Source organism: Aeromonas sp. FDAARGOS 1414, assembly GCF_019047065.1.
GTDB lineage: Bacteria > Pseudomonadota > Gammaproteobacteria > Enterobacterales > Aeromonadaceae > Aeromonas > Aeromonas veronii_A.
Genome location: NZ_CP077210.1, coordinates 1,817,477 through 1,839,872, shown reverse-complemented (window position 1 = coordinate 1,839,872; position 22,396 = coordinate 1,817,477). Strand labels below are relative to the sequence as shown.

The window sequence follows — 22,396 nt, the reverse complement described above, 5'->3', positions numbered from 1 at the left end:
TCCCATGTCTTCTCACGAATCACCCATCATTCGTCGTAAATCCAGACAGATCATGGTTGGTAATGTACCGGTTGGGGGCGATGCCCCCATTACCGTGCAGACCATGACCAACACCAAGACCACAGATGTCGCCGCCACCATCGAGCAGATCCAGCGGATCGAGCGGGTCGGCGCCGATATCGTCCGTGTCTCCGTGCCCACCATGGAAGCGGCGGAAGCCTTCCGGCTGATCAAGCAGCAGACCCGCATCCCCATCGTTGCCGATATCCACTTCGACTATCGCATCGCCCTGAAAGTGGCCGAGTACGGTGCCGACTGCTTGCGTATCAACCCGGGCAACATCGGCAATGAGCAGCGGGTGCGCTCGGTGGTCGATTGCGCGCGCGACCTCAATATCCCGATCCGTATCGGGGTCAATGGCGGGTCGCTGGAGAAAGATATCCAGGAGAAGTACGGCGAGCCGACCCCAGAGGCGCTGGTAGAGTCCGCCATGCGTCACGTGGACTATCTCGATCGCCTCGATTTCCAGGATTTCAAGGTGAGCGTCAAGGCTTCCGATGTGTTCCTGGCAGTCGGTGCCTATCGCCTGCTGGCCAAGCAGATTGAACAGCCGCTGCACCTTGGCATCACCGAAGCGGGCGGTTTCCGTGCCGGTGCGGTGAAGTCTGCCATCGGTCTGGGTATGCTGCTTACCGACGGCATCGGCGATACCCTGCGTATCTCGCTGGCGGCGGATCCTGTGGAGGAGGTGAAGGTCGGTTTCGATATCCTCAAATCCCTCCGTATTCGCTCCCGTGGCATCAACTTTATCGCTTGCCCATCCTGCTCACGGCAGGAGTTCGATGTGATCGCTACCGTCAATGCACTGGAAGAGCGGCTCGAAGACATCATCACCCCGATGGATGTTTCCATCATCGGCTGTGTGGTGAATGGCCCGGGCGAAGCGCTGGTCTCCGACCTTGGTCTGGCCGGTGCCGCCAACAAGAGTGCCTTCTATGAAGGGGGCCAGCGGGTCGATCGGCTCGACAACAAGGATCTCATTCCAACTCTGGAGCGCCGCATTCGCGCCCGCGCCGCCATGCTGGATCCCGCTAACCGGATCCCGATGGACAAGGAGTGAGCGAAACAGGGCCACATTGGGTGGCCCTTTTTCCAGGTGACTGATTTTAAATCCCGCATCCGGATTCCCTGATTTTACCTTGGGGGGGAAAATCCCTATAATGCGGCCAAATTTTACCTCTTTTTCTCGAGTATCAACGTGGCAAAACAGATCCAAGCTATTCGCGGTATGAATGATTGCCTGCCGGAGCAGAGCCCGGTATGGCAGAAGGTTGAACAGATCCTGCGCCAGGTCGTTGCCAGCTATGGCTACAGCGAAGTGCGCATGCCGATTGTCGAGCAGACTCATCTGTTCAAGCGCGCCATCGGTGAAGTGACCGACGTGGTCGAAAAAGAGATGTACACCTTTGAAGACCGTAACGGCGACAGCTTGAGCCTGCGTCCGGAAGGGACCGCCAGCTGCGTCCGTGCCGGTATCGAGCACGGTCTGCTCTATAACCAGGAACGCCGGATGTGGTACATGGGCCCCATGTTCCGTCACGAGCGTCCCCAGAAGGGCCGTTACCGCCAGTTCCATCAGTTCGGTGTCGAGCTGTTTGGCATCAACGGGCCGGACATTGACGCCGAGCTGATCATGCTGACCCACCGCCTGTGGCGTCTGTTTGGCATCAGCGAGCATGTCACCCTGCAGCTCAACACCCTGGGCCAGAGCGCCGAGCGTGCCGCTTACCGCGATGCGCTGGTGGCCTATCTGGAGCAGTACAAGGATCAGCTGGACGAAGAGAGCCAGCGCCGCATGTACAGCAACCCGCTGCGGGTGCTCGACTCCAAGGATGAAAAGGTACAGGCCATTCTGGCGGGGGCCCCGCGTCTGTTCGACCATCTGGGCGAAGAGAGCCTGGCCCACTTCGAGGGGCTCAAGCGCCTGCTCGAGTCTGCCGGTATCAAATACGAAGTGAACGAGCGTCTGGTACGTGGTCTTGACTACTACAACCTGACCGTGTTCGAGTGGGTCACCAGCAGTCTGGGTGCCCAGGGTACCGTCTGTGCCGGTGGCCGCTACGATGGTCTGGTGGAGCAGCTGGGCGGTCAACCGACCCCGGCCGTGGGCTTTGCCATGGGCATGGAGCGTCTGGTGCTGATGCTGGAAACCCTCGAGCTCAACGCCGATATCCGCCCGGCGGTGGATGTCTATCTGGCGATGGTGGGCGAGGGGACCGAGCAGGCTGGCTTCCAGCTGGCCGAGCGTCTGCGTGATGCTCTGCCGGACCTGCGCCTGATGAGCCACTGCGGTGGTGGCAACTTCAAGAAACAACTCAAACGTGCCGACAAGAGCGGCGCGGCAATCGCCCTGATCCTTGGTGAAACCGAGGTGCAAAACGGGGAGATCACTATCAAATATCTGCGTGGTCAGGCCGAGCAACAGACCGTCAAGGTTGACGCCGCCATTGCCCTGCTGGCAGCCAAAGGAGAGTAAGCTGTGGAAGTCTATACCACCGAAGAACAACAGGTTGAGGTTATCAAGGAGTGGTGGAAAGAGAACGGAACCTCGGTGATTGCCGGTACCGTGATCGGTCTGGTCGGTCTGTTCGGCTGGCGCTATTACAACCAGCACCAGCAAGAGACCATGGAGGCCTCCTCCCACTCTTACAACCAGGTGATTGAGCAGCTGGCCAAGGGCGATGCCGCCGGTTTCGAGCAGGCACAGCAGTTTGTCACCGCCAACAAGGGTGACTCCTACGGTGAACTGGCCGCGTTGCAACTGGCTGCCGCTGCCGTCAAGGCGGGCAAGCTGGATCTGGCTGCCGAGCAGCTGGAGCTGGTGGCGACCACGGGTGACGAGAGCATTCGTCCCATCGCGGCGCTGCGTCTGGCCCGTGTGCTGAATGATCAGGGCAAGGCAGATGAAGCACTGGCCAAGCTGGCGACCATCCAGAATGAGGCCTTCAAGGCGCAGGTAGCCGAAGCCCGTGGTGATGTGCTGCAAAAGCAGGGCAAGACCGAAGAGGCTCGTGATGCCTATCAGGCGGCGGCGGATGCCGGCGGCCTGCAGGGTAGCGCCGAGCTCAAGCTGAAAATGGACGATCTGGCCCTGCCGGCCGTTGCGACTGGTGAGGCACCGGATGCGTAATCTATTCAAGATGGTGGCGCTGGGGGCTGCGGTCTCCTTCGCTCTGCAGGGTTGCTCCCTGTTCAGTTCCGAAGAGGATCTCAACCCGATGGCGCCGCTGCCCAAGGTTGAATCTGCCTTCACTGCCGACACCGCATGGTCATCCACTGTGGGTGATGGCATCGGTGACTTCTACTCCCAGCTCAAGCCGGTGGTGGAAGAGGATCGCATCTATGCGGCGGCCCGCGACGGCGATGTCAGCGCCTTTGACCGTGCCAGTGGCGATCGCCTCTGGACTGTCGATCTGGCCGACCTGCCGGTCAACGCCGACAAGCGCAGCGCTCGTCTCTCCGGTGGCCTGGTCTCCCGTTACGGCAAGCTGTTCCTCGGCTCCGAGAACGGGGTGGTTTACGCCCTGAACGAAGAGAATGGCGAAGTGCTGTGGCAGACCAATGTGCCCGGCGAAGTGGTGGCAAGCCCTGCGGTGGAAGATGGCCGCGTGGTGGTGTTGACCACCTCCGGTCGCTTGATTGCGCTCGATACCGACGAAGGCAAGATGCAGTGGTCGCTCTCCGAAGAGCAGCCGCCGCTGACCCTGCGCAGTGCCGGTGCACCGGTGATCACCAACGGCGCCGTGATTTACGGTCGTGCCGATGGCAAGGTGGGCATCGCCCTGCTGAGCAACGGCCAGCCGGTGCGCCAGTCCAAGGTGGCTGATCCGCGCGGTGCCACCGAGCTGGACCGCATGGTTGACGTCGATGCCAGCCCGCTGATTGCCGGTGATGAGCTCTATGCCATCGCCTACAACGGTCAGCTGATGGCGCGCAAACTGATGACCGGCGATGAAGTGTGGAAGCGCAAGTATTCCGGCTATCGCGATCTGGCGATGACCGGCAATGCCATCGTGCTGACCGACAGCCGCAGCCACCTGTTTGCCATCGACCGTCGCAACGGTCTGGAGCTGTGGTCCAACACCCAGCTGGAAAATCGTACCGTCACTGCACCTGTCATCTTCGGTGACTATGTGGTGGTGGGTGATGTGGAAGGATACCTGTATTGGCTTGATCGTACCGACGGTACCATTAAGGCGATGCAGCAGCTCGATAGCAGTGGTCTCTACGCCGCCCCGCTGGTGGATGGCGAGACCCTGTATGTGCAGAGCCGTGACGGCAAGTTGTACGCCCTCAAGCGTCCTTGATCGTCCGATAATGTGAATATCCGGCTCCTGGTCTTCGGACCCGGAGCCTTTGTCGTCTTGAGAATGAGGCTTTTATGACTCCTGTAGTAGCCCTGGTGGGCCGCCCCAACGTGGGGAAATCCACCCTGTTTAACCGCTTGACCCGTACTCGGGATGCCCTGGTTGCCGATTTTCCCGGTCTGACCCGGGACCGTAAATACGGTCAGGCGAAGTTGGGCGAGCTGGAATTTATCGTGGTCGATACCGGCGGTATCGATGGCACCGAAGAGGGGATCGAGCTGAAGATGGCCGAGCAATCTCTGCTGGCCATCGAAGAAGCGGACGTCGTGCTGTTCATGGTGGATGCCCGTGCAGGCCTGACCGCGGCGGATCAAGCCATCGCCGAGCACCTGCGCAAGGCCCACAAGAAGGTATTTCTGGTGGCCAACAAGACCGATGGTATCGACGGTGATTCCGCGGTCTCCGAGTTCTACGGTCTGGCGCTGGGCGAGGTTTACCAGATCGCGGCCGCCCACGGTCGTGGCGTGCTGAGCCTGCTGGAACTGGCCCTGGCTCCCCATCTGGAGACCCTGGTCGACTCCGCTACCGATGAAGATGCGCAGGATGAGGAAGAGGAGGACTTCGACGAAGAAGCCCTGCTGCGCATGGTGGCTGCCGGTGAACTCGATACCAAAGAGGACACCAAGGAGACCCCGTTCGCCGACCTGCCTATCAAGTTCGCCATCGTCGGTCGTCCCAACGTCGGTAAATCTACCCTGACCAACCGCATGCTGGGTGAAGATCGGGTCATCGTCTATGACATGCCCGGCACCACCCGTGACTCCGTTTACATTCCGATGGAGCGTGACGAGCAGAAGTATGTGGTCATCGACACCGCCGGTGTACGTCGTCGTGGCAAGGTGCACGAGACGGTGGAGAAGTTCTCCGTTATCAAGACCCTGAAAGCCATCGAAGATGCCAACGTCTGCCTGCTGGTGATCGACGCCCAGGAGACCATCACCGATCAGGACTTGAGCATCCTTGGCTATGTGCTCCACGCCGGTCGCTCCGTGGTGCTGGTGGTGAACAAGTGGGATGGTCTGGATCAGAAGGTGAAAGAGGATGTGAAGAACGAGCTGGATCGTCGCTTGGGCTTCATCGACTTCGCTCGCGTCCACTTCATCTCCGCCCTGCACGGCAGCGGCGTCGGCCACCTGTTTGAATCTATTCAGGAGGCTTACCAGTCCGCCACCCGTCGTACCAGCACGGCCATGCTGACCCGCATCATGCTGATGGCGCAGGAAGATCACCAGCCGCCGATGGTCAACGGTCGCCGCGTCAAGCTCAAGTATGCTCACGCTGGTGGCTACAACCCGCCGCGCATTGTGATCCACGGCAACCAGCTGAACGACTTGCCGGACTCCTACAAGCGGTATCTGATCAACTACTTCCGCAAGTCCCTCAAGATCATGGGCTCGCCGATCCGGGTCGAGTTCCAGGAGTCGGTCAACCCGTTTGAAGGCAAGAAGAACACCATGACCCTGAGTCAGGAACGTCAGCGCAAACGCCTGCTGAAGATGAAGAAGAAATAAGCCCTTGCGGCTGCCCTCACCGGCAGCCGCTTTGTTATCCCCGCCATGTTAAGGTGAGGAATAAGGGGAGGGGGATCTGCCATGGAACAAGACCATGGCAGATCCACTTTCGAGGAGTTGATTATGGAAGCCCTGCTTTGTCCATCATGCCAGGCTGAACTGGATACCCGCAGCAAGGAGCAAACCTGTGGCCAGTGCCAGGCCCCTGTTCGGGTTACTGCCATTTGCCCCACCTGCCAACAGGAGCTGGAGCGTCTCAAGGCGTGCGGCGCGGTGGATTACTTCTGCAACCACTGCAACTCGCTGATCTCCAAGCGGACGGTACAGTTCAAGGCGGCGCTGGTGTAAGACGATAATCAGGTGAGAAAGAAGATAAAAAAACCCGGCGAATGCCGGGTTTATGCTGTGAGCTCTGCAATAAGCAGGGTATAGGATCGATTTCTGCGCCACAGGTTGCGCTTGATGTCATTAAGCTTGAGTTTGCGTCTGGGGCTCCAGCTGCACTTCGCTTTTCTGACCAGACTGATTTTTCTACGTTTTTGCATCTTGGTCTCCTCCCAACTCAGGTGGCCGTCCCGGCCTTGGGTCATTGATGGAGCCCATCCGAAATTGCTGTTATTTAATCTCTCAACATAATGAAAACAATGCGATTTCGGATAGGCTCCGATGTGAATCGATGGTAACAGAGAAGTTTGTGTGAAGACAGCCGAATAATGGCTGGTTAGCGCATGGTGATCTGATTGACCACTTCGGCGATGATAGTCGGGCGCTCGGCGATCTCCGGCTCGCTGTCGTTGTCGAGACTCTCCCGCTGGTGGGCCTTCTGTTGCTCGTTATCGAGCCAGAGCAGGCTCTGGTAGTACTGACGCACGTTGTTGACATAGTTGCGCGCTTCGCTGCCGCGGGCATAACCGTAGCGCACCTTGCGATGCCAGCGTGCTTGCTGCAGCAGAGGCAGCACATCCTTGACGTCGCTCCAGGCGTCGGGGTTCTTTCCCAGATCCTTGGTCAGGCGGCGGGCATCCATCATGTGGCCGTAACCGATGTTGTAGGCGGTGAGGGCAAACCACACCTTCTCGTCATCGGGCACCGAATCCGGCACCTTCTCCATCATCTGTTGCAGATAGAGGGAGCCACCCTTAATGCTCTCTTCCGGATGAAGCCGGTTGTTGACCCCCATCGCCTTGGCAGTGGGCTCGGTCAGCATCATCATGCCGCGCACGCCGGTGTAGGAGCGGGCCTGCGGGTCCCAGTGGGACTCCTGATAGCTGATGGCGGCCAGCAGACGCCAGTCGATATTCTTGGCATGGGTCTGGAACAGCGGCTGGTACTTGGGCAGCAGACTCTTGGCGCGCTTGAGGAAGGTACGGGTATCGACAAAGTCGAAGTTCTGCACGTGGCCGAAGTACTTCTCGTCCAGCTTTGCGATGGCACCATCCATAAATCGCTGACCGAAAAAGTCGATGACGCTGGCGTAGAGGCTGTCATCGGGCAGCTTGCTCATGGCCCAGGCAACAGTCTGCTTCTGGGCCAGGGTCAGCCCTTCGGTGAGCTCGGGGTAGTAGCGCTGACTGCGTGCCAGTACGGTATCCTGCACCACCGTGTAGTCAATCTTGCCATCCACCACCTGCTTGAGCAGCTCCTCAACATCGGCGTTATGGCTGGTGCTCCACGTCAGTTTGGGATTCTCTTTGCTCATCTCTTTGAGCAGGTCTTCCCCGGTGGAGCCGGCTGCCACCATCAGCTTGCCTTTTATGTCGTTCAATGAGGCCGGCTTGGGCTTGCCGTTACGGTAGACCAGTTTGGGAGAGACCTGGTAGAAGCCTGGGCCGAAGCGAAACAGCTCGCGACGTTCCGGTGTGACCATGATGGCGGCTGCCGCCAGATCGACTTTGCCCTTTTTCAGCAGTGTAACCAGTTCGTCAGTGGTGTTGACCGGGATGATGGTGAGTGTCACCCCCAGCCAGTCGGCATAATTTTGTGCCAGCTCGTAATCGAACCCCTGGGCGAGGTCGTCACGCTGGTAATAAGAGGTGGGACCATAGATGGTGCCAACCCGGATCTCGCCTCGCTGGCGGATCTGCTCCAGCTGGCTGGAGGGGGTATAGAAGTCGCAGCCAACCAGCGTCAGCGTCAACAACAGCCCGATAAACAGTCGAAAAATGCAGCGCAAGTAGGTGAGTACCTTTGTTGAAAAAATCGGCATTTGTCAAAAAAGAGGCACCTTTATACCAGAGAGTGTGCGCAGAGTCACACTGCTCGAAGTGAGAAAAACGTTTGTCCGCTGTGAGCCAGATCCCTATAATACGCGCGTCTCAATTCCCCCCCACTTTAAAACTTGGTGAGAAAGGTCATATGGATATCTTGCGTGGTGCCCCAGCACTGTCTGATTTTCGTGTCCAAAAACTGCTGCAACGCTTCGCACAGATGAGAAACGAGAGTGGAGTAGAGAGCGGAGTAGAGATAGAGGATGTCTATGCCGAGTATGTGCACTTTGCCGAGCTGACAAGCCCCCTCTCTCCCCCCGAGCGAGCGACCTTGGGCCAGCTCTTGCGCTACGGCCCGACCATCCCCGAACACACCCCCAGCGGTCAGCTGTTTCTTGTTACCCCCCGCCCCGGCACTATCTCCCCCTGGTCTTCCAAAGCAACCGACATCGCCCACAACTGCGGCCTGAAACAGGTCAAGCGGCTGGAGCGTGGTATTGCCTATTACCTGACCATCAAGGGGCAGGGTGAGCTGAGTGCCGCCCAGCGCAGCACCATTGCCGCCGTGCTCCATGATCGGATGATGGAAGTGGTGTTTGCCAAGATGAGCGAAGCTGCCGCCCTGTTTGCTCACCACGAGCCGCGCCCCTTCACCCAGGTGGATGTGCTGGGAGGTGGTCGAGCAGCCCTGGCCGAAGCCAACGTGGCGCTCGGTCTGGCGCTGGCCGACGACGAAATCGACTATCTGGTGGAGAACTTCACCAAGCTGGGTCGCAACCCCAACGACATCGAGCTCTATATGTTCGCCCAGGCGAACTCCGAGCACTGCCGTCACAAGATCTTCAATGCCGACTGGACCATTGATGGCGAGCAGCAGCCCAAGTCGCTGTTCAAGATGATCAAGAACACCTTCGAGCAGACGCCGGATCATGTCCTCTCTGCCTATAAAGACAACGCTGCCGTGATGGAAGGGAGCCAGGGGGGCCGCTTCTTCCCGAGCCCGGCCAACGGCGAGTACCAGTATCATCAGGAACAGGTCGACATTCTGATGAAGGTGGAGACCCACAACCACCCGACCGCCATCTCCCCGTTCCCGGGCGCAGCCACCGGCTCCGGCGGCGAAATCCGCGACGAGGGTGCCACCGGTCGCGGTGCCAAGCCCAAGGCGGGTCTGGTCGGTTTCTCCGTCTCCAACCTGCGCATCCCTGGCTTCGAGCAGCCCTGGGAGCAGGATTTCGGCAAGCCGAGCCGCATCGTCAGCGCGTTTGACATCATGCAAGAGGGGCCGCTCGGCGGCGCCGCCTTCAACAACGAGTTCGGCCGTCCGGCTATTCTGGGTTACTTCCGTACCTTCGAAGAGGAGGTGCCGAGCCACAATGGCGTCGAGGTGCGTGGCTACCACAAACCCATCATGCTGGCGGGCGGTATCGGCAACATCCGCACCGAACACGTCCAGAAAGGGGAGATCCCGGTCGGTGCTGCGCTGATCGTACTGGGTGGCCCGGCGATGAACATCGGTCTGGGCGGCGGTGCGGCTTCCTCCATGGCCTCCGGCCAGTCGGCCGAAGATCTCGATTTTGCCTCGGTGCAGCGCGATAACCCCGAGATGGAGCGCCGCTGTCAGGAGGTGATCGACCGCTGCTGGCAACTGGGGGACGATAACCCTATCGTCTTTATCCACGATGTGGGGGCGGGTGGCCTCTCCAACGCCATGCCGGAGCTGGTGAGCGATGGCGATCGCGGCGGTCGATTCGATCTGCGCGCCATCCCGAACGACGAGCCGGGCATGAGCCCGCTCGAGATCTGGTGCAATGAATCCCAGGAGCGTTACGTGCTGGCGGTGGCCAAGGAGAAGCTGCCGCTGTTCAAGGCGCTGTGCGAGCGCGAGCGCGCCCCCTATGCCGTCATCGGTACCGCCACCGAAGAGAAGCATCTCACTCTCTCGGATGAGCACTTTGACAACCACCCCATCGACCTACCGCTGGACGTGCTGCTGGGCAAGACCCCCAAGATGCATCGCGATGTGGTGACCCTGCCTGCACAAGGCAAAGCGCTCCAACTCGATGGCATCACCCTCGGCGAGGCGGCCGAACGGGTACTGCGTCTGCCGACCGTAGCGGAGAAGTCCTTCCTCATCACCATCGGCGATCGCAGTGTGACCGGTCTGGTCAACCGCGACCAGATGGTTGGCCCCTGGCAGATCCCGGTGGCCGATTGCGCCGTCACCGCTGCCACCTACGACAGCTATCACGGCGAAGCCATGTCCATGGGCGAGCGTACCCCGGTGGCGCTGCTCTCCCACGCCGCCTCCGCTCGCATGGCGGTGGCGGAAGCGCTCACCAACCTGGCACCGGCCCACATCGGGTCGCTGAAGCGGGTCAAGCTCTCCGCCAACTGGATGGCCGCTGCCGGTCACCCGGGTGAAGATGCCGGTCTCTATGAGGCGGTCAAAGCGGTGGGCGAGGAGCTCTGCCCGGCCCTTGGCATCACCATTCCGGTGGGCAAGGACTCCATGTCCATGAAGACCCGCTGGCAGCAGGATGGCAAGGAGCACAGCGTCACCTCGCCGCTCTCCCTGCTCATCTCCGCCTTTGCCCGGGTCGAAGATGTGCGCAACACAGTCACGCCGCAGCTGCGTACCGATCTCGGTGAAACCGACCTTATCCTCATCGACCTTGGCAACGGCAAACAGCGCCTCGGCGCCTCGGCGCTGGCGCAGGTCTATCGCCAGCTGGGTGACAAGGCGCCGGATCTCGACAACCCGGTTCAGCTCAAAGGCTTCTTCAACGCCATTCAGGCGCTGGTGGCTGATCGCAAACTGATCGCCTATCACGACCGCTCCGACGGCGGCCTGTTCGTCACCCTGACCGAGATGGCGTTTGCCGGTCACTGCGGCCTCGACATCCAGCTCGATCGCATCGGTGGCGAGCTGCTGCCGGCGCTGTTCAATGAAGAGCTGGGCGCCGTCATCCAGGTGCGTCGTGAAGACAAAGAGACTGTGATGACCCTGCTGGCCGGTCACGGCCTGGCGGCTTGCTCCCATGTGCTCGGTACCGTGCGCGAAGGGGATCTCATCACCCTGCAGCGGAGCGGTCAGGAGGTCTATCGCGCCAGCCGCACCGCCCTTCGCACCATCTGGGGCGAGACCAGCTGGCAGATGCAGCGCCTGCGCGACAACCCCGAGTGCGCAGATCAGGAGCACGCGGCCCGTCAGGACGCCACCGATCCGGGCTTGCAGGCCAAGCTCAGCTTCAACCCGGCCGAAGATGTGGCCGCACCTTACATTGCCCGTGGGGTCTCCCCCCGTCTGGCCGTGCTGCGCGAGCAGGGTGTCAACTCCCATGTGGAGATGGCGGCGGCGTTCGATCGTGCCGGTTTCGCGGCGGTCGATGTCCATATGAGCGACATTCTTTCCGGTCGCATCAAGCTGGAGGAGTTCCAGACCCTGGTGGCCTGTGGCGGCTTCTCCTACGGTGACGTGCTGGGGGCGGGCGAAGGCTGGGCCAAGTCCATCCTGTTCAACGACAACGCCCGCGAGCAGTTCCAGCGCTTCTTCGAACGCGGCGATACCTTGTCGCTGGGCGTGTGCAACGGTTGCCAGATGATGTCCAACCTGCGGGATCTCATCCCGGGTGCCGATCTCTGGCCGCGCTTTGTGCGCAACCGCTCCGAGCGCTTCGAGGCGCGCTTCAGCCTGGTGGAAGTGCAGGAGTCCCCGTCCGCCTTCTTCGCCGGCATGGCAGGCTCGGTGATGCCGATTGCCGTTTCCCACGGGGAAGGGCGTGTCGAGGTGCGCGATGCCGCTCACCTGAGCGCACTGCAGCAGAGCGGTCTGGTAGGGCTGCGTTTTGTCGACAACCGTGGTAGCGTGACCGAGCAGTACCCGGCCAACCCGAATGGCTCGCCGGATGGTATCACCGCCGTGACCACCACCGATGGACGCGCCACCATCATGATGCCGCACCCGGAGCGGGTGTTCCGCACCGTGGCCAACTCCTGGCACCCCGACAACTGGGGCGAGGACGGCGCCTGGATGCGGATGTTCCGCAACGCCCGGGTTCGTCTGGGTTAATCGCGACTGCGCCAGCGCATAAAAACAGAAACCGGCCAAATTTGGCCGGTTTTTCAATATGGGCTCTGTCGATCAGGTTTGGCCGTGGCCAAGTTCATGAGGGGTAAACTCTCCCCGATCCAGAATACGCAGACAGGCATCGACCACGGCTTCATCCAGCTGGACTCCCCGCATGGCCATGATATGGGTTCGGGCCTGCGCAATCCCCAGGGCAGCACGGTAGGGACGATCCGATGACATGGACTCCACTATATCGGCGACCGTGAGAATGCGCGCTTCCAGCAGGATCTGCTCGCCTTTTAACCCTGATGGATAGCCGGAACCGTCGAGATACTCGTGGTGCTGGTGGATCATCCGGGCTATGGGCCAGGGCAGGGCGATATCCTTGAGCACCAGATAACCCGCTGTCGGATGCTCCTTGACCAGATTGAACTCCTGGGGGGTCAGTTTGCCCGGTTTGGTGAGGATCTCGACAGGGACCTGGATTTTGCCGATATCGTGCACCATGGCGCCCAGATAGAGACCGCGTAGCGGTTTATCACCCAACCCCAGTTCTCGGCCGATGGCCAGCGCCAGGGTAGCGACATGCTTCTGGTGTCCGGCGGTGTAGGGATCGCGTTGTTCCAGCACGGCAGCGATGGCTCCCAGCGCATCCTCTAGGGCCAGCTCCAGTTGGCGGGCATGCATGGCTTTTTCACGCTGGGCGGCAAGATAGGCCTGCTGGGTTCGACGTGCCTGCAGGCCATAGGTCAGGTAGTCGGCCAGTCCGTTGAAGAGATGCACCTCCTCATCGGTGAAGGCTCTGGCCTGCGTGCTGTGAATAAGCAGTCCGCCTGGCACAGTGGCTTGCCACTGCAATGGCAGCAGCAGCCGTCCCCTCAAGGTGGCGGAGTGGTGGACCAGTTCGGTGCCAAGTGCTTCGTTGCGCATCTCGCCTGAACTGATTGCACTGATCAGGGCTGCGTCCCGGGTGAGCCAGTTATCGCTGGCAAACCAGACGGCCTGACCTGCCTGCGCCAGGATCTGTACTCTGTTCTGATCAGCGGTCTGCAGTACGGTCACCAGGGGAAAACGGCCATCGAAAGTGATGGCATCACAGATCTCCTGCAGTAGTGTCTGTTCATCCCCCTGCTTGAGCATGGCATGGTGGGCGCGGGTTATTGCTTCCAGCGTCCAGGTATATTGCTGGAGACGCTCCTGCTGCTGTTTCTGGTCGGTGATATCTTCGAAAAAGACAGCGACACCGATCACCTTGCCCAGCTCATCGTACAGGGGAAACTTGGTGGTACTGAGCCAGCGGTCTTCACCCCCTTTCAGATAGGGTTCTTCGTGATGCCGGGTTGTGCCGCTGGCCATGACCTGGAGATCGTCATCCCGGTAGCGTTGGGCCAGCTCGGCCGGGAAAAAATCGGCATCGCACTTGCCAACCAGTTCGGCCGGGGTGAGGGCCAGATCGTCGGCCAGCAGTCGGTTGCAGGCGATGAAGTGTGAACGGGTATCTTTCAACAGGACGCGATAGGGCAGCTGTTCCATCACCTGATGGAGCAGGGCTGCGGTGGGGTGAGAGCTGACGCCCGGTGGCTGAATGGATGGCGGTAGATCTTTTAACATCATCTTGGTGCAACCAGAGTCAGGTGGTAGTAAAGCGGTAGCCCGCTTGCCAGACGGCGAAACAGGCATCGACCACCTGTTCGTCGTAATGCACACCGGCATAGCGCGTCAGCTCGGCGAACGCATCGGTGAGAGAGAGGGCACGCCGGAACGGACGGTGGGCCGTCATGGCGGCCAGGGAGTCGGCGACCCGTATAATCCTCGCCTCCAGCGAGATCGCATCCCCCTGTAGCCCTTGTGGGTAGCCGCTACCATCGAGATTTTCATGGTGCTGCATCACTATGGTGGTGATGGGCCAGGGGAAGTCAATCTGTTGCAGGATCTCGTGGCCAGTGTCCGGATGCTGTTTGATCAGTTCGAACTCAACCGGCCTCAGTTCCCGCGGGCGTGTGAGGATCTCCGCCGGGATCTGCAGCAGGCCGATGTTATGCACCATGGCCGCAAGACCCAATCCATCCAACTGCTCTTGCGGCAGTTGCAGCTGTTGACCTATAGCCAGCGCGAGATCATGCACGCGCCGTTCGTGTCCTGCCGTGACCGGATCTTTGTGGGCAATCGCGGAGGAGAGGGCCGCGATGGTCTGAAACAGCAGGGTGCGCTGGCGCTGCTCGCTCTCCTTGATATGGGTGATGTCGACCAGTGCCCCTATGATTCCGGCCACCTCGCCCTGATGGTCATAGAAGAGATCCTTGAAGTTGAGCACCTGGTAACGGTGGCCGCTGCGATCAAACAGCGTGTGTTCAAAATATTGCGGCTGCCTGCTGCGCAGCACCTCCATGTCCCTTTGGGTATATTCATCCGCCATCTCCGGGGGCAGGATTTCGTCCACCCGCTTCCCCTGCAGCTCGGCCTTGCTGATCCCGGTGACCTGGGTAAAGGCCGGGTTGCAGCTGAGAAAGCGCCCTTCGACATCCTTGTAGAACACCGGGATGGGAATGGCCTTGAGCAGGGATTCGTTGAGGCGCTGCATGTCGACCAGCTCGGCCTGCTGGCGCCTGGCGAGCTGTTCGCTGTCCTTGCACAACTGGATGGCGCGCGCCAGATTACCGAGCACCGGGCTGAACAGATGGCAGACCGGCACTGTGTGCTGCTGGGGTTGGGGGGCCAGCAGCAAGATGAGATATCCCCCGTCAACCCTGAGCCGATAGGCAAAGTGGTACGGTCGGCCACCGGGGAGAGGCAAGGTCGTTTGCAGCGCACATTGGTCACCTTCAACAATCCAGGCAGGCAAGGAGAGCAGCGAGCCACTGTGCCGGGATAGCTGATCATCACCAATGACCTTGAGCAGCTCATATCCTTCCCGTTGCTGCTGCAATACCACACCAACCGGTGTGGCACAGTGAAACATAAAGCGCTGCAACACTTTGGTGAGCAGGGCATCGAGTGTGACCTCCCGACCGATGCAGAGGGCGAGATCGCAGACAATGGCCATGGCGTGATCGTTATTCATTGCTAACCCTCGCTGAGACAGAGGATGGCACCGTTGTGAAAGAGCGGGTAATCCCCCGGCCTTACACTTCCTATCTCGCCAAGAGAGAGGGCCCCGACCAGCTCGTGGGCTCCGCTGTGGCTAAAGAGGGTCTCCAGCTCCAGGGTGCTCTGTTCGCCGAAGTGCTGCTGACGGCCGGCGCAGTAATAGATCTCGAGGCGCTCGGGTGTACCGTGCCGGCCGAGCTTTTCGGCCAGTTCGACAGCGTGCTCTGTGGGGCTTTCCGGGGCTTTCAGCAGTGTGAGAATACTGTGGTCAGGCACCTCTCCGACGCAGAGCAGGGCACCTTCGTCGGTAACGGCGACCGGGATCCGCACGATCACATCGCCATTGGCTCGCAGCAACCCCAAGGGCAAATGTACACCGTACCGATAGAACTGCTCTGGTGTGAGGTTTTGCTGGAACTGCTGCCGGATCAGGGATTGATAGCGGCTAAAAGCCGGCTCCCAGTCGATAAAGGAGATCTTGTTGCCTTCACTGCTGGTGGCGAGCATGGGCTGGGCAGTGAGTTGATAGCCGTGCTCCAGCAAGGGGGGACTGTGGGGTGAGAGCAGTGCACAGCTGACCCCATGCCCCAGCAATCTCTGGGTGTCAAACAGGCAGGGCATGGCTGTGAACTGGCCGCTACCTGCATTGACACCCGCATAGTTGACCCTGTCCGCCAGCCTTAGATAGATCCCCTCGAGCAGGGTTGCAATATTGGGGAGCATGGCGTCAAAGGTGAGAAAGAGGGTGGGAACCTTCTCGGTGTCCGGCCATTCTGCCAGTCGGGACGCCAACTGCTCGCAGATGATATCGGCCAGTGTATCGGCACTGGCTGTAGGGGAGAGCGAGAGCAGCAGAGGATTGTGGGATGCTGGTCGGGGCAACAGCCAAGCCCCCCTTTCGTGGAAACCGTGCCGACTGACAAGGCGTGGAAAGATGGCGCCGCAGAGTTGAATGTTGAGGCGCTGACACTGCTGCTGCAGATCGGCAACGCGTGCGGCATCCCGCTCGGCTAGCAACACATCGAGTCGTTGCCCCTCATAGGGAAGCAATGCATCGGCCAGTGGATGCGCATCAAATTGATGAAAAGTAGGCTGCATCATCGCTCGGAACTCCATTCCTGCCAGTCATCAATATATCAGCAAGGGGGTTGGATGAATACCGGACGAGACCAACGGCTGCACGGGGTGTGAGATGCCAACACAAAAGGGTCTCTGCCAGCAGGCAATCCACATAAAAAAGAAACCGGCCACATGGGCCGGTTTTGAAGGGAAATGAGCCGGGTTACTGCAACACCACCTGCTGGAACCCTTGTACCAGACTGATGACCGGCTGGGGATAGAGCCCCAGCAACACCACCAGCGCTGCAGAGAGCAGCACTACCACACCACCGGAGGAGAGTGCCCAGTCGGCGCTGGCATCCCGCTGCTGCATACCCGGTTCGCGCAGATAGAGGGTCACCATCACCTTGAGGTAGTAGTAGAGACCCAGTGCGCTGCCGAGCACGATGGCACCGGAGAGCCACCAGAGCTGCGCCTCGACGGTGACGCCGATGAGGTAGAACTTGCCGATAAAGCCGAGGGTCATCGGGATGCCCGCGAGTGACAACATCATCACCGTCAGTACGGCAGTCAGATAGGGGCGCTTCCAGAACAGACCGCGATAGCTGTGCAGGGAGTCGGCATCCTTGCCGCGATAGGGGCTCGACATCATGCTCACCACCCCAAAGGCACCCAGGCTGGTGAACAGATACATCAGCAGGTAGACTCCGGCTGCTTCCACCGGCATCTGGCCGAATCGGCTCGCCACGATCACCGCCAGCAGGTAGCCGAAGTGGGAGATGGAGGAGTAACCCAGCATCCGCTTGATGTTGGTCTGCACCAGGGCCAGCAGGTTGCCGACCAGGATGGAGATGACCGCCATGGCTGCCAGCAGCCAGTGGATCATGGGATCGCTCGCCGCCGGTACCGCCAGATAGAAACGCAGCAGCACGGCAAAGACCGCCACCTTGCTGACGGTGGCGAGGAAGGTGGCGACCGGTGCCGGGGCACCTTCGTAGACATCCGGGGTCCAGAGGTGGAAGGGGGCCAGGGAGAGTTTAAAGGCCAAGCCGACCAGCATTAACCCCAAACCGCCCATCAGCAGCGGATGGTGAGCCGGGCTCTCGGCCAGGGTCTGCCCCAGGGCTGCAAAGCTCAGGCTGCCTGCCTGCGCATAGAGCAGCGCCATGCCAAACAACAGGAAGGCGGTGGCGGCGGCAGAGAGCACCATGTATTTCACCGCGGCTTCCAGCGAGTGGCGCTCGCGGTAGGCGTAACCCACCAGACCGAACATTGGCAGGGTCAGCATCTCGATCCCGATAAAGAGAGAGGCGAGGTGACGGGAGCAGGCCAGCACCAGACCACCGGCAGTGGCGATCAGCAGCAGCAGGAAGAACTCCTCCCGGTTATCCGGATAGGCTTTCAGCCACGACTGGCCGAAGGTACAGGTGGCCAGGGCGCCGATCAGTACCAGCCCCATGTAGAAGACGGCGTAACTGTCCACTTGCAGCAGCGGGGTGACCCCCTGATCCCCTTGCGCCATCACGATGGGCAGCGAGAACAGAGCAAGGTTGAGGCCAACAATGGTCACGGTAAAGGCGGTGGTGACACAGCGGCGCCAGGCGATGGCCAGCATCAGGGCCGCCATGGCCCCGGTGGTCAACAGCAGGGGAAGCAGTGCCAGCAGTTGGGAAGCGGAGAAAGTCATTGCAGGGCTCCAGCAGTCGGCAGCAGATACCAGTGCAGCACGTTGATAAGGCTGCTGCTGGCGGTGTCAATCACGGGTTGGGGATAGAGGCCAAGCAGAACCAGCAGGCCCGCGATCACCATCATCATGGTCAGCTCGCGGCGATCCAGTCCCTTGAGCATGCTCTCATCCTTGGCGGGGCCAAAGCAGGCGCGCTGCAACATGATGAGGGAGTAGACCGAGGCCAGTACCAGACCGAAGGTGGCGACTGCCGTGATGACAGGGGCAACCTGGAAGCTGCCGACCAGGATCAGGAACTCGCCGACAAAGTTGCCGGTGCCCGGCATGCCGAGCGACGCCACCGAGAAGAAGAGCATCACGCCGGGCAGATAGCGCAGGCGTCCCCACAGGCCGCCCATCTGGCGCAGATCCCGGGTGTGCAACCGCTCGTAGAGCTGACCACAGAGGATAAAGAGGCCGGCTGCGGAGAGACCGTGGGCGATCATCTGCACCACGGCGCCCTGCAGGGCCAGCTCGCTACCCGAGTAGATGGCGATCATCACAAAGCCCATGTGGGAGATGCTGGTGTAGGCTACCAGCCGTTTGATGTCGGTCTGGGCAAAGGCCACGATGGCACCGTAGACGATCCCGATCAGGCCAAGCACCATGGCGTAGGGAGCAAACTCGGCGGATGCTTCGGGGAAGAGCGGCAAGGCAAAGCGCAGCAGACCGTAGGCGGCGGTTTTGAGCAAAATACCTGCCAAATCCACCGAGCCTGCAGTCGGCGCCTGACTGTGGGCATCCGGCAGCCAGCCGTGCAGCGGCACCAGCGGCATCTTGACCGCGAAGGCGATAAAGAATCCCAGCATCAGTAGCCACTGAACGCCCTTGCTCATCGGGGTATTGAGCAGATCCAGATAGTTGAAGGTGAAGACACCGGTGGCATGCTGGTGGGTCAGCACCAGCCCGATGATGGCCACCAGCATGATAAGGCCCGAAACCTGGGTGTAGATAAAGAACTTGGTCGCGGCGTTGATCCGTGATTTGCCGTCAGTGACCGAGTGGCCCCAGAGCGCAATCAGGAAGTACATGGGGACCAGCATCATCTCCCAGAAAAAGAAGAAGAGGAACAGGTCCAGCGCCATAAAGACCCCGAGCACGCCGCCCAGGATCCAGAGCAGGTTGAGGTGGAAGAAGCCGATGCGCTGCACGATCTCTTTCCACGAACAGAGAATGGCCAGTACCCCGATAAAGCAGGTGAGCATCACCATCAAGAGCGACAGGCCATCCACAGCCAGATGCAAAGAGATGCCGAAGCGGGGGATCCACGGCAGGCGCCACTCGGCGGCCCAGGCGGAGGCAGCACCGGAGACGCCCGCGCTGTCGAGGCCGGTCGTGGCAAGGGAGAAATCACCACTTAGCCAGATGGCACAGGAGAGCAGCAGGCTGGCGCTCATGGAGAGCAGGGCTACCCAGCGGACAAACTGCCCGCCGAGACGCTCCATCTGCCAGCAGAGCAAGCCGCCGATAAAAGGAATTAGCAAGATCCAGAGTAAGGTCACGGTATCAGCTCTCGTTCAAGTTCATATGAGATTGCGCTCCCTGTTCCATCAGGGAGAGCAAACAGCCCGGCTGTATGATTGTCCGGTTGTTCATCGCGTTACCCCAGCAGCAACAGCGCCAGCACCAGCACGGCGCCGATCCCCATGGAGGCGGCATACCAGCGCAACTTGCCGGTCACGGTCCAGGCCAGCAGCTGGTTGCCACGCAGGGCAAACCAGGCGGGCAGGCCCATCATCCAGTCCAGCGGATCCTGCCCGACCAGACGGGTCGCCAGCAGATAGGGTTTGACCCACAGCTGGTCATAGAGCCAGTCAAAGCCCCAGGCGTTGAACCAGAGGGTGCTGAGCAGACGACCCGGCGCACTGTTGGCAATGGATGTGGCCAGCCGGCGCTCACCAAGGAACAGAAATGCGGCCAGCACAATGCCTGCGATGGCGATGATGCCGGAGGTGATCTCCAGTGCATGGCGACCCTCTTCGATATGGTCCCCCGGGCCTGCAGGTAGTACACCTGCCAGTGGTGGGGTGATAAGAGCCCCAATGCCGGTAGAGAGCACCAGCAGCACCAGCAGCGGCAGATGGTGAGCCAGACCGTGGCCCGCATGGGCTTTGGTCTGCTCTTTGCCATGGAAGGCGATAAATATCAGCCGGAAGGTATAGAGCGAGGTGAGGAATGCCCCTACCAGACCGGCCCACAGCAGCGCGCTTTGGCCAGAGGCTTCTACTTGCCACAGGATGGCGTCCTTACTGTAGAAACCGGAAGTGACCAGCGGCAACGCCGCCAGCGCCGAGCCCCCCACCAGGAAGCAGGCGTAGACCAGCGGCAAACTCTTGCGCAGGCCACCCATCTTGAAGATGTTCTGCTCATGGTGGCAGGCAACGATCACGGCACCGGCGGAGAGGAACAGCAGCGCCTTGAAGAAGGCGTGGGTCATCAGGTGGAAGATGGCCCCTTCCCATGCGCCGACACCCAGTGCCAGAAACATGTAGCCAATCTGGCTCATGGTGGAGTAGGCGAGGATCCGCTTGATATCGGTCTGAACCAGCGCGGCAAAGCCTGCCAGCACTAGCGTGATGGCGCCAACCAGCCCGACCAGATGGAGGATCTCTGGCGCCAGCAAGAACAGGCCGTGGGTACGGGCAATCAGGTAGACACCGGCGGTCACCATGGTGGCGGCGTGGATCAGCGCGGAGACAGGGGTCGGGCCTGCCATCGCATCCGCCAGCCAGGTTTGCAGCGGCAGCTGGGCTGATTTGCCGACCGCGCCGCCCAGGAGCATCAGGCAGGCCAGCGACAGGGCAGGGGAGCCCTCGGCAAACAGGGTCGGGGCACGAACCAGCAGCTCGTGGATATTGAGGGTGCCCAGTTCCCGATAGAGGATAAACAGACCGATGGCGAGGAAGACATCACCCACCCGGGTCACGACAAATGCCTTGAGGGCCGCCGCTCCGTTCTTGCGATCCTTGTAGTAGAAGCCGATCAGCAGATAGCTGCACAGCCCTACCCCTTCCCAGCCGAGGTAGACAAACAGCAGGTCATCGGCCAGCACCAGAAACAGCATGCTGGCGATAAAGAGATTGGTGTAGGTGAAGAAGCGGGAGTAACCCTCTTCCCCGCGCATATACCAGGAGGCGAACAGGTGGATAAAGAAACCGACCCCGGTCACCACCCCCAGCATGGTCAGCGACAGGCCATCCAGTGCCAGCGAGAAGCTTGGGGTAAAGTTGCCCACCGCCATCCATTGCCACAGGCGCTGGACATAGACGCCCCCCTCGGGCGGGTTGCCCAGAAAGTCGATGCCCACCCACAGGGTAGTGAGGGCCGACAGGCCAATGGAGCCTACCCCGATCAGCGCCGAGGTACGCTCACCAAACCGGCCGAGGGAGAAGGCCAACACCAGCCATCCCAGCAGCGGAAATAGAAAAGTCAGATATAAGAGGCTCATCCGCGCATCTCGCTCACAGTGTCCACGTTCAGGGTGTGGTAACGACGATAGAGCAGCAGTAACAGGGCGAGGCCGATACTGGCCTCCGCTGCCGCCAGAGAAATCACCAGGATATACATGATCTGGCCATCAGCCTGGGCCCAGCGGCTACCCGCCACCACAAACGCCAGTGCCGAGGCATTCATCATGATCTCGATACTCATCAGGATGTAGAGCAGGTTGCGGCGGATCAGCAGACCGCACAAGCCGATGCAGAAGAGCACCGCGGCCAGCAGGAGGCCGTGCTCCATAGGGATTCCATTCATTGCTGACCTCCTTCTTGTGCAGAGCGGGATGCTGTGCGGGGGACGGAGAGCACTTCACCGCTCTTCTCTTCCCGACCCAGGTGATAGGCGGTTACCAGACCAGCCAGCAGCAGGATGGAGGCAAGCTCCACCGCCAGCACATAGGGGCCAAAGAGCTCGACACCCACCTGCTTGGCGGTCACCTCGGTCACTCCGATCAGGCCGCCGGTCACCCCGAGAATGCCGTGGGCCAGAAAGCCCAGCAGGATCAGCGAGAGCAGGGCTGGGCCCCCCCAGGTCATGGGGGTGAGCCACTTTTTCTCCTGCGCCTGGGCACTCCCCAGGTTCAGCATCATCACCACGAACACGAACAGCACCATGATGGCGCCGGCGTAGACGATCACCTGCAGGGCGCCCGCAAAGGCGGCACCCAGGCAGAAGAAGATCATGGCCACGGCGATGAGGGAGATGATGAGATTGAGCAGCGCATGCATGGGATTGCTGGTGCTGATCACCCGCAGCGTGCTGTAAATGGCCACCAGGGCCGAGGCATAAAATGCCAGTTCCATGATTGA

16 protein-coding genes are annotated in these 22,396 nt (G+C 60.5%); 7 read left to right on the top strand and 9 right to left on the bottom strand.

The window, feature by feature from the left end; genetic code table 11:
* The first annotated feature begins 4 nt into the window (after positions 1-4).
* The 6 genes from ispG (at position 5) to I6L44_RS08035 (ending at position 6,286) form a co-directional block, all read left to right on the top strand.
* On the top strand, positions 5-1,120 hold the full coding sequence (gene ispG / locus I6L44_RS08060; protein WP_005333801.1) for a flavodoxin-dependent (E)-4-hydroxy-3-methylbut-2-enyl-diphosphate synthase: 1,116 nt from the start codon (positions 5-7) through the stop codon (positions 1,118-1,120).
* A 138-nt stretch (positions 1,121-1,258) separates the two neighbouring features.
* Positions 1,259-2,536: a histidine--tRNA ligase gene (hisS, locus tag I6L44_RS08055; RefSeq protein ID WP_005344864.1), complete on the top strand. Its 1,278-nt coding sequence runs from the start codon at positions 1,259-1,261 to the stop codon at positions 2,534-2,536.
* 3 nt (positions 2,537-2,539) lie between these two features.
* Positions 2,540-3,190, top strand: a complete 651-nt coding sequence (locus tag I6L44_RS08050) for a tetratricopeptide repeat protein (RefSeq protein WP_021229680.1) — start codon at positions 2,540-2,542, stop codon at positions 3,188-3,190.
* Positions 3,183-4,367 (top strand): outer membrane protein assembly factor BamB, encoded by a 1,185-nt coding sequence (bamB, locus tag I6L44_RS08045; RefSeq protein ID WP_005333796.1) that lies wholly within the window; start codon positions 3,183-3,185, stop codon positions 4,365-4,367. Before I6L44_RS08050 ends, bamB begins: the two co-directional genes overlap by 8 nt.
* Positions 4,368-4,441: 74 nt before the next feature.
* Complete coding sequence (gene der / locus I6L44_RS08040; protein ID WP_216953938.1) at positions 4,442-5,938, top strand: ribosome biogenesis GTPase Der; 1,497 nt, start codon at positions 4,442-4,444, stop codon at positions 5,936-5,938.
* 123 nt (positions 5,939-6,061) lie between these two features.
* Complete coding sequence (locus I6L44_RS08035) at positions 6,062-6,286, top strand: zinc ribbon domain-containing protein (RefSeq protein WP_005344872.1); 225 nt, start codon at positions 6,062-6,064, stop codon at positions 6,284-6,286.
* A gap of 373 nt (positions 6,287-6,659) precedes the next feature.
* On the opposite strand, the gene mltF is transcribed toward I6L44_RS08035, so the two are convergent.
* On the bottom strand, positions 6,660-8,144 hold the full coding sequence (gene mltF, locus I6L44_RS08030; protein WP_216953935.1) for a membrane-bound lytic murein transglycosylase MltF: 1,485 nt from the start codon (positions 8,142-8,144) through the stop codon (positions 6,660-6,662).
* Positions 8,145-8,293: 149 nt separating this feature from the next.
* Here mltF and purL point away from each other — a divergent pair, with 149 nt between their 5' ends.
* On the top strand, positions 8,294-12,217 hold the full coding sequence (gene purL / locus I6L44_RS08025; RefSeq protein WP_216953933.1) for a phosphoribosylformylglycinamidine synthase: 3,924 nt from the start codon (positions 8,294-8,296) through the stop codon (positions 12,215-12,217).
* Positions 12,218-12,289: 72 nt separating this feature from the next.
* Here purL and I6L44_RS08020 read toward each other — a convergent pair whose 3' ends face one another.
* From I6L44_RS08020 to nuoJ, 8 genes are all read right to left on the bottom strand, one after another.
* Positions 12,290-13,831, bottom strand: a complete 1,542-nt coding sequence (locus I6L44_RS08020) for an HD domain-containing phosphohydrolase (protein WP_254203392.1) — start codon at positions 13,829-13,831, stop codon at positions 12,290-12,292.
* A 16-nt stretch (positions 13,832-13,847) separates the two neighbouring features.
* Positions 13,848-15,278: an HD domain-containing phosphohydrolase gene (locus I6L44_RS08015; RefSeq protein WP_216953931.1), complete on the bottom strand. Its 1,431-nt coding sequence runs from the start codon at positions 15,276-15,278 to the stop codon at positions 13,848-13,850.
* A 2-nt stretch (positions 15,279-15,280) separates the two neighbouring features.
* The gene (locus tag I6L44_RS08010) at positions 15,281-16,405 is read right to left on the bottom strand and encodes an FIST signal transduction protein (protein ID WP_216953930.1); all 1,125 of its coding nucleotides are present in this window, start codon (positions 16,403-16,405) and stop codon (positions 15,281-15,283) included.
* A gap of 181 nt (positions 16,406-16,586) precedes the next feature.
* Positions 16,587-18,050 (bottom strand): NADH-quinone oxidoreductase subunit NuoN, encoded by a 1,464-nt coding sequence (gene nuoN, locus I6L44_RS08005; protein WP_216953929.1) that lies wholly within the window; start codon positions 18,048-18,050, stop codon positions 16,587-16,589.
* On the bottom strand, positions 18,047-19,591 hold the full coding sequence (nuoM, locus tag I6L44_RS08000; RefSeq protein ID WP_216953928.1) for an NADH-quinone oxidoreductase subunit M: 1,545 nt from the start codon (positions 19,589-19,591) through the stop codon (positions 18,047-18,049). Before nuoM ends, nuoN begins: the two co-directional genes overlap by 4 nt.
* A 98-nt stretch (positions 19,592-19,689) precedes the next feature.
* Positions 19,690-21,537, bottom strand: coding sequence for an NADH-quinone oxidoreductase subunit L (gene nuoL / locus I6L44_RS07995; RefSeq protein ID WP_216953927.1), 1,848 nt, complete (start codon positions 21,535-21,537; stop codon positions 19,690-19,692).
* A complete protein-coding gene (gene nuoK / locus I6L44_RS07990) occupies positions 21,534-21,842 on the bottom strand; it encodes an NADH-quinone oxidoreductase subunit NuoK (protein WP_005337247.1) in 309 nt (102 codons plus the stop codon). Before nuoK ends, nuoL begins: the two co-directional genes overlap by 4 nt.
* Positions 21,839-22,390: an NADH-quinone oxidoreductase subunit J gene (gene nuoJ / locus I6L44_RS07985; RefSeq protein ID WP_005359828.1), complete on the bottom strand. Its 552-nt coding sequence runs from the start codon at positions 22,388-22,390 to the stop codon at positions 21,839-21,841. Before nuoJ ends, nuoK begins: the two co-directional genes overlap by 4 nt.
* Between the last annotated feature and the right edge of the window lie 6 nt (positions 22,391-22,396).

Bases quoted from the DNA above. Each gene is read 5' to 3' on its own strand.
- ispG (WP_005333801.1), top strand. From the start codon at position 5: ATGTCTTCTCACGAATCACCCATCATTCGTCGTAAATCCAGACAGATC.
- bamB (WP_005333796.1), top strand. From the start codon at position 3,183: ATGCGTAATCTATTCAAGATGGTGGCGCTGGGGGCTGCGGTCTCCTTC.
- der (WP_216953938.1), top strand. From the start codon at position 4,442: ATGACTCCTGTAGTAGCCCTGGTGGGCCGCCCCAACGTGGGGAAATCC.
- I6L44_RS08035 (WP_005344872.1), top strand. From the start codon at position 6,062: ATGGAAGCCCTGCTTTGTCCATCATGCCAGGCTGAACTGGATACCCGC.
- mltF (WP_216953935.1), bottom strand. From the start codon at position 8,144: ATGCCGATTTTTTCAACAAAGGTACTCACCTACTTGCGCTGCATTTTT.
- purL (WP_216953933.1), top strand. From the start codon at position 8,294: ATGGATATCTTGCGTGGTGCCCCAGCACTGTCTGATTTTCGTGTCCAA.
- I6L44_RS08020 (WP_254203392.1), bottom strand. From the start codon at position 13,831: ATGATGTTAAAAGATCTACCGCCATCCATTCAGCCACCGGGCGTCAGC.
- I6L44_RS08015 (WP_216953931.1), bottom strand. From the start codon at position 15,278: ATGAATAACGATCACGCCATGGCCATTGTCTGCGATCTCGCCCTCTGC.
- I6L44_RS08010 (WP_216953930.1), bottom strand. From the start codon at position 16,405: ATGATGCAGCCTACTTTTCATCAATTTGATGCGCATCCACTGGCCGAT.
- nuoN (WP_216953929.1), bottom strand. From the start codon at position 18,050: ATGACTTTCTCCGCTTCCCAACTGCTGGCACTGCTTCCCCTGCTGTTG.
- nuoL (WP_216953927.1), bottom strand. From the start codon at position 21,537: ATGAGCCTCTTATATCTGACTTTTCTATTTCCGCTGCTGGGATGGCTG.
- nuoK (WP_005337247.1), bottom strand. From the start codon at position 21,842: ATGAATGGAATCCCTATGGAGCACGGCCTCCTGCTGGCCGCGGTGCTC.
- nuoJ (WP_005359828.1), bottom strand. From the start codon at position 22,390: ATGGAACTGGCATTTTATGCCTCGGCCCTGGTGGCCATTTACAGCACG.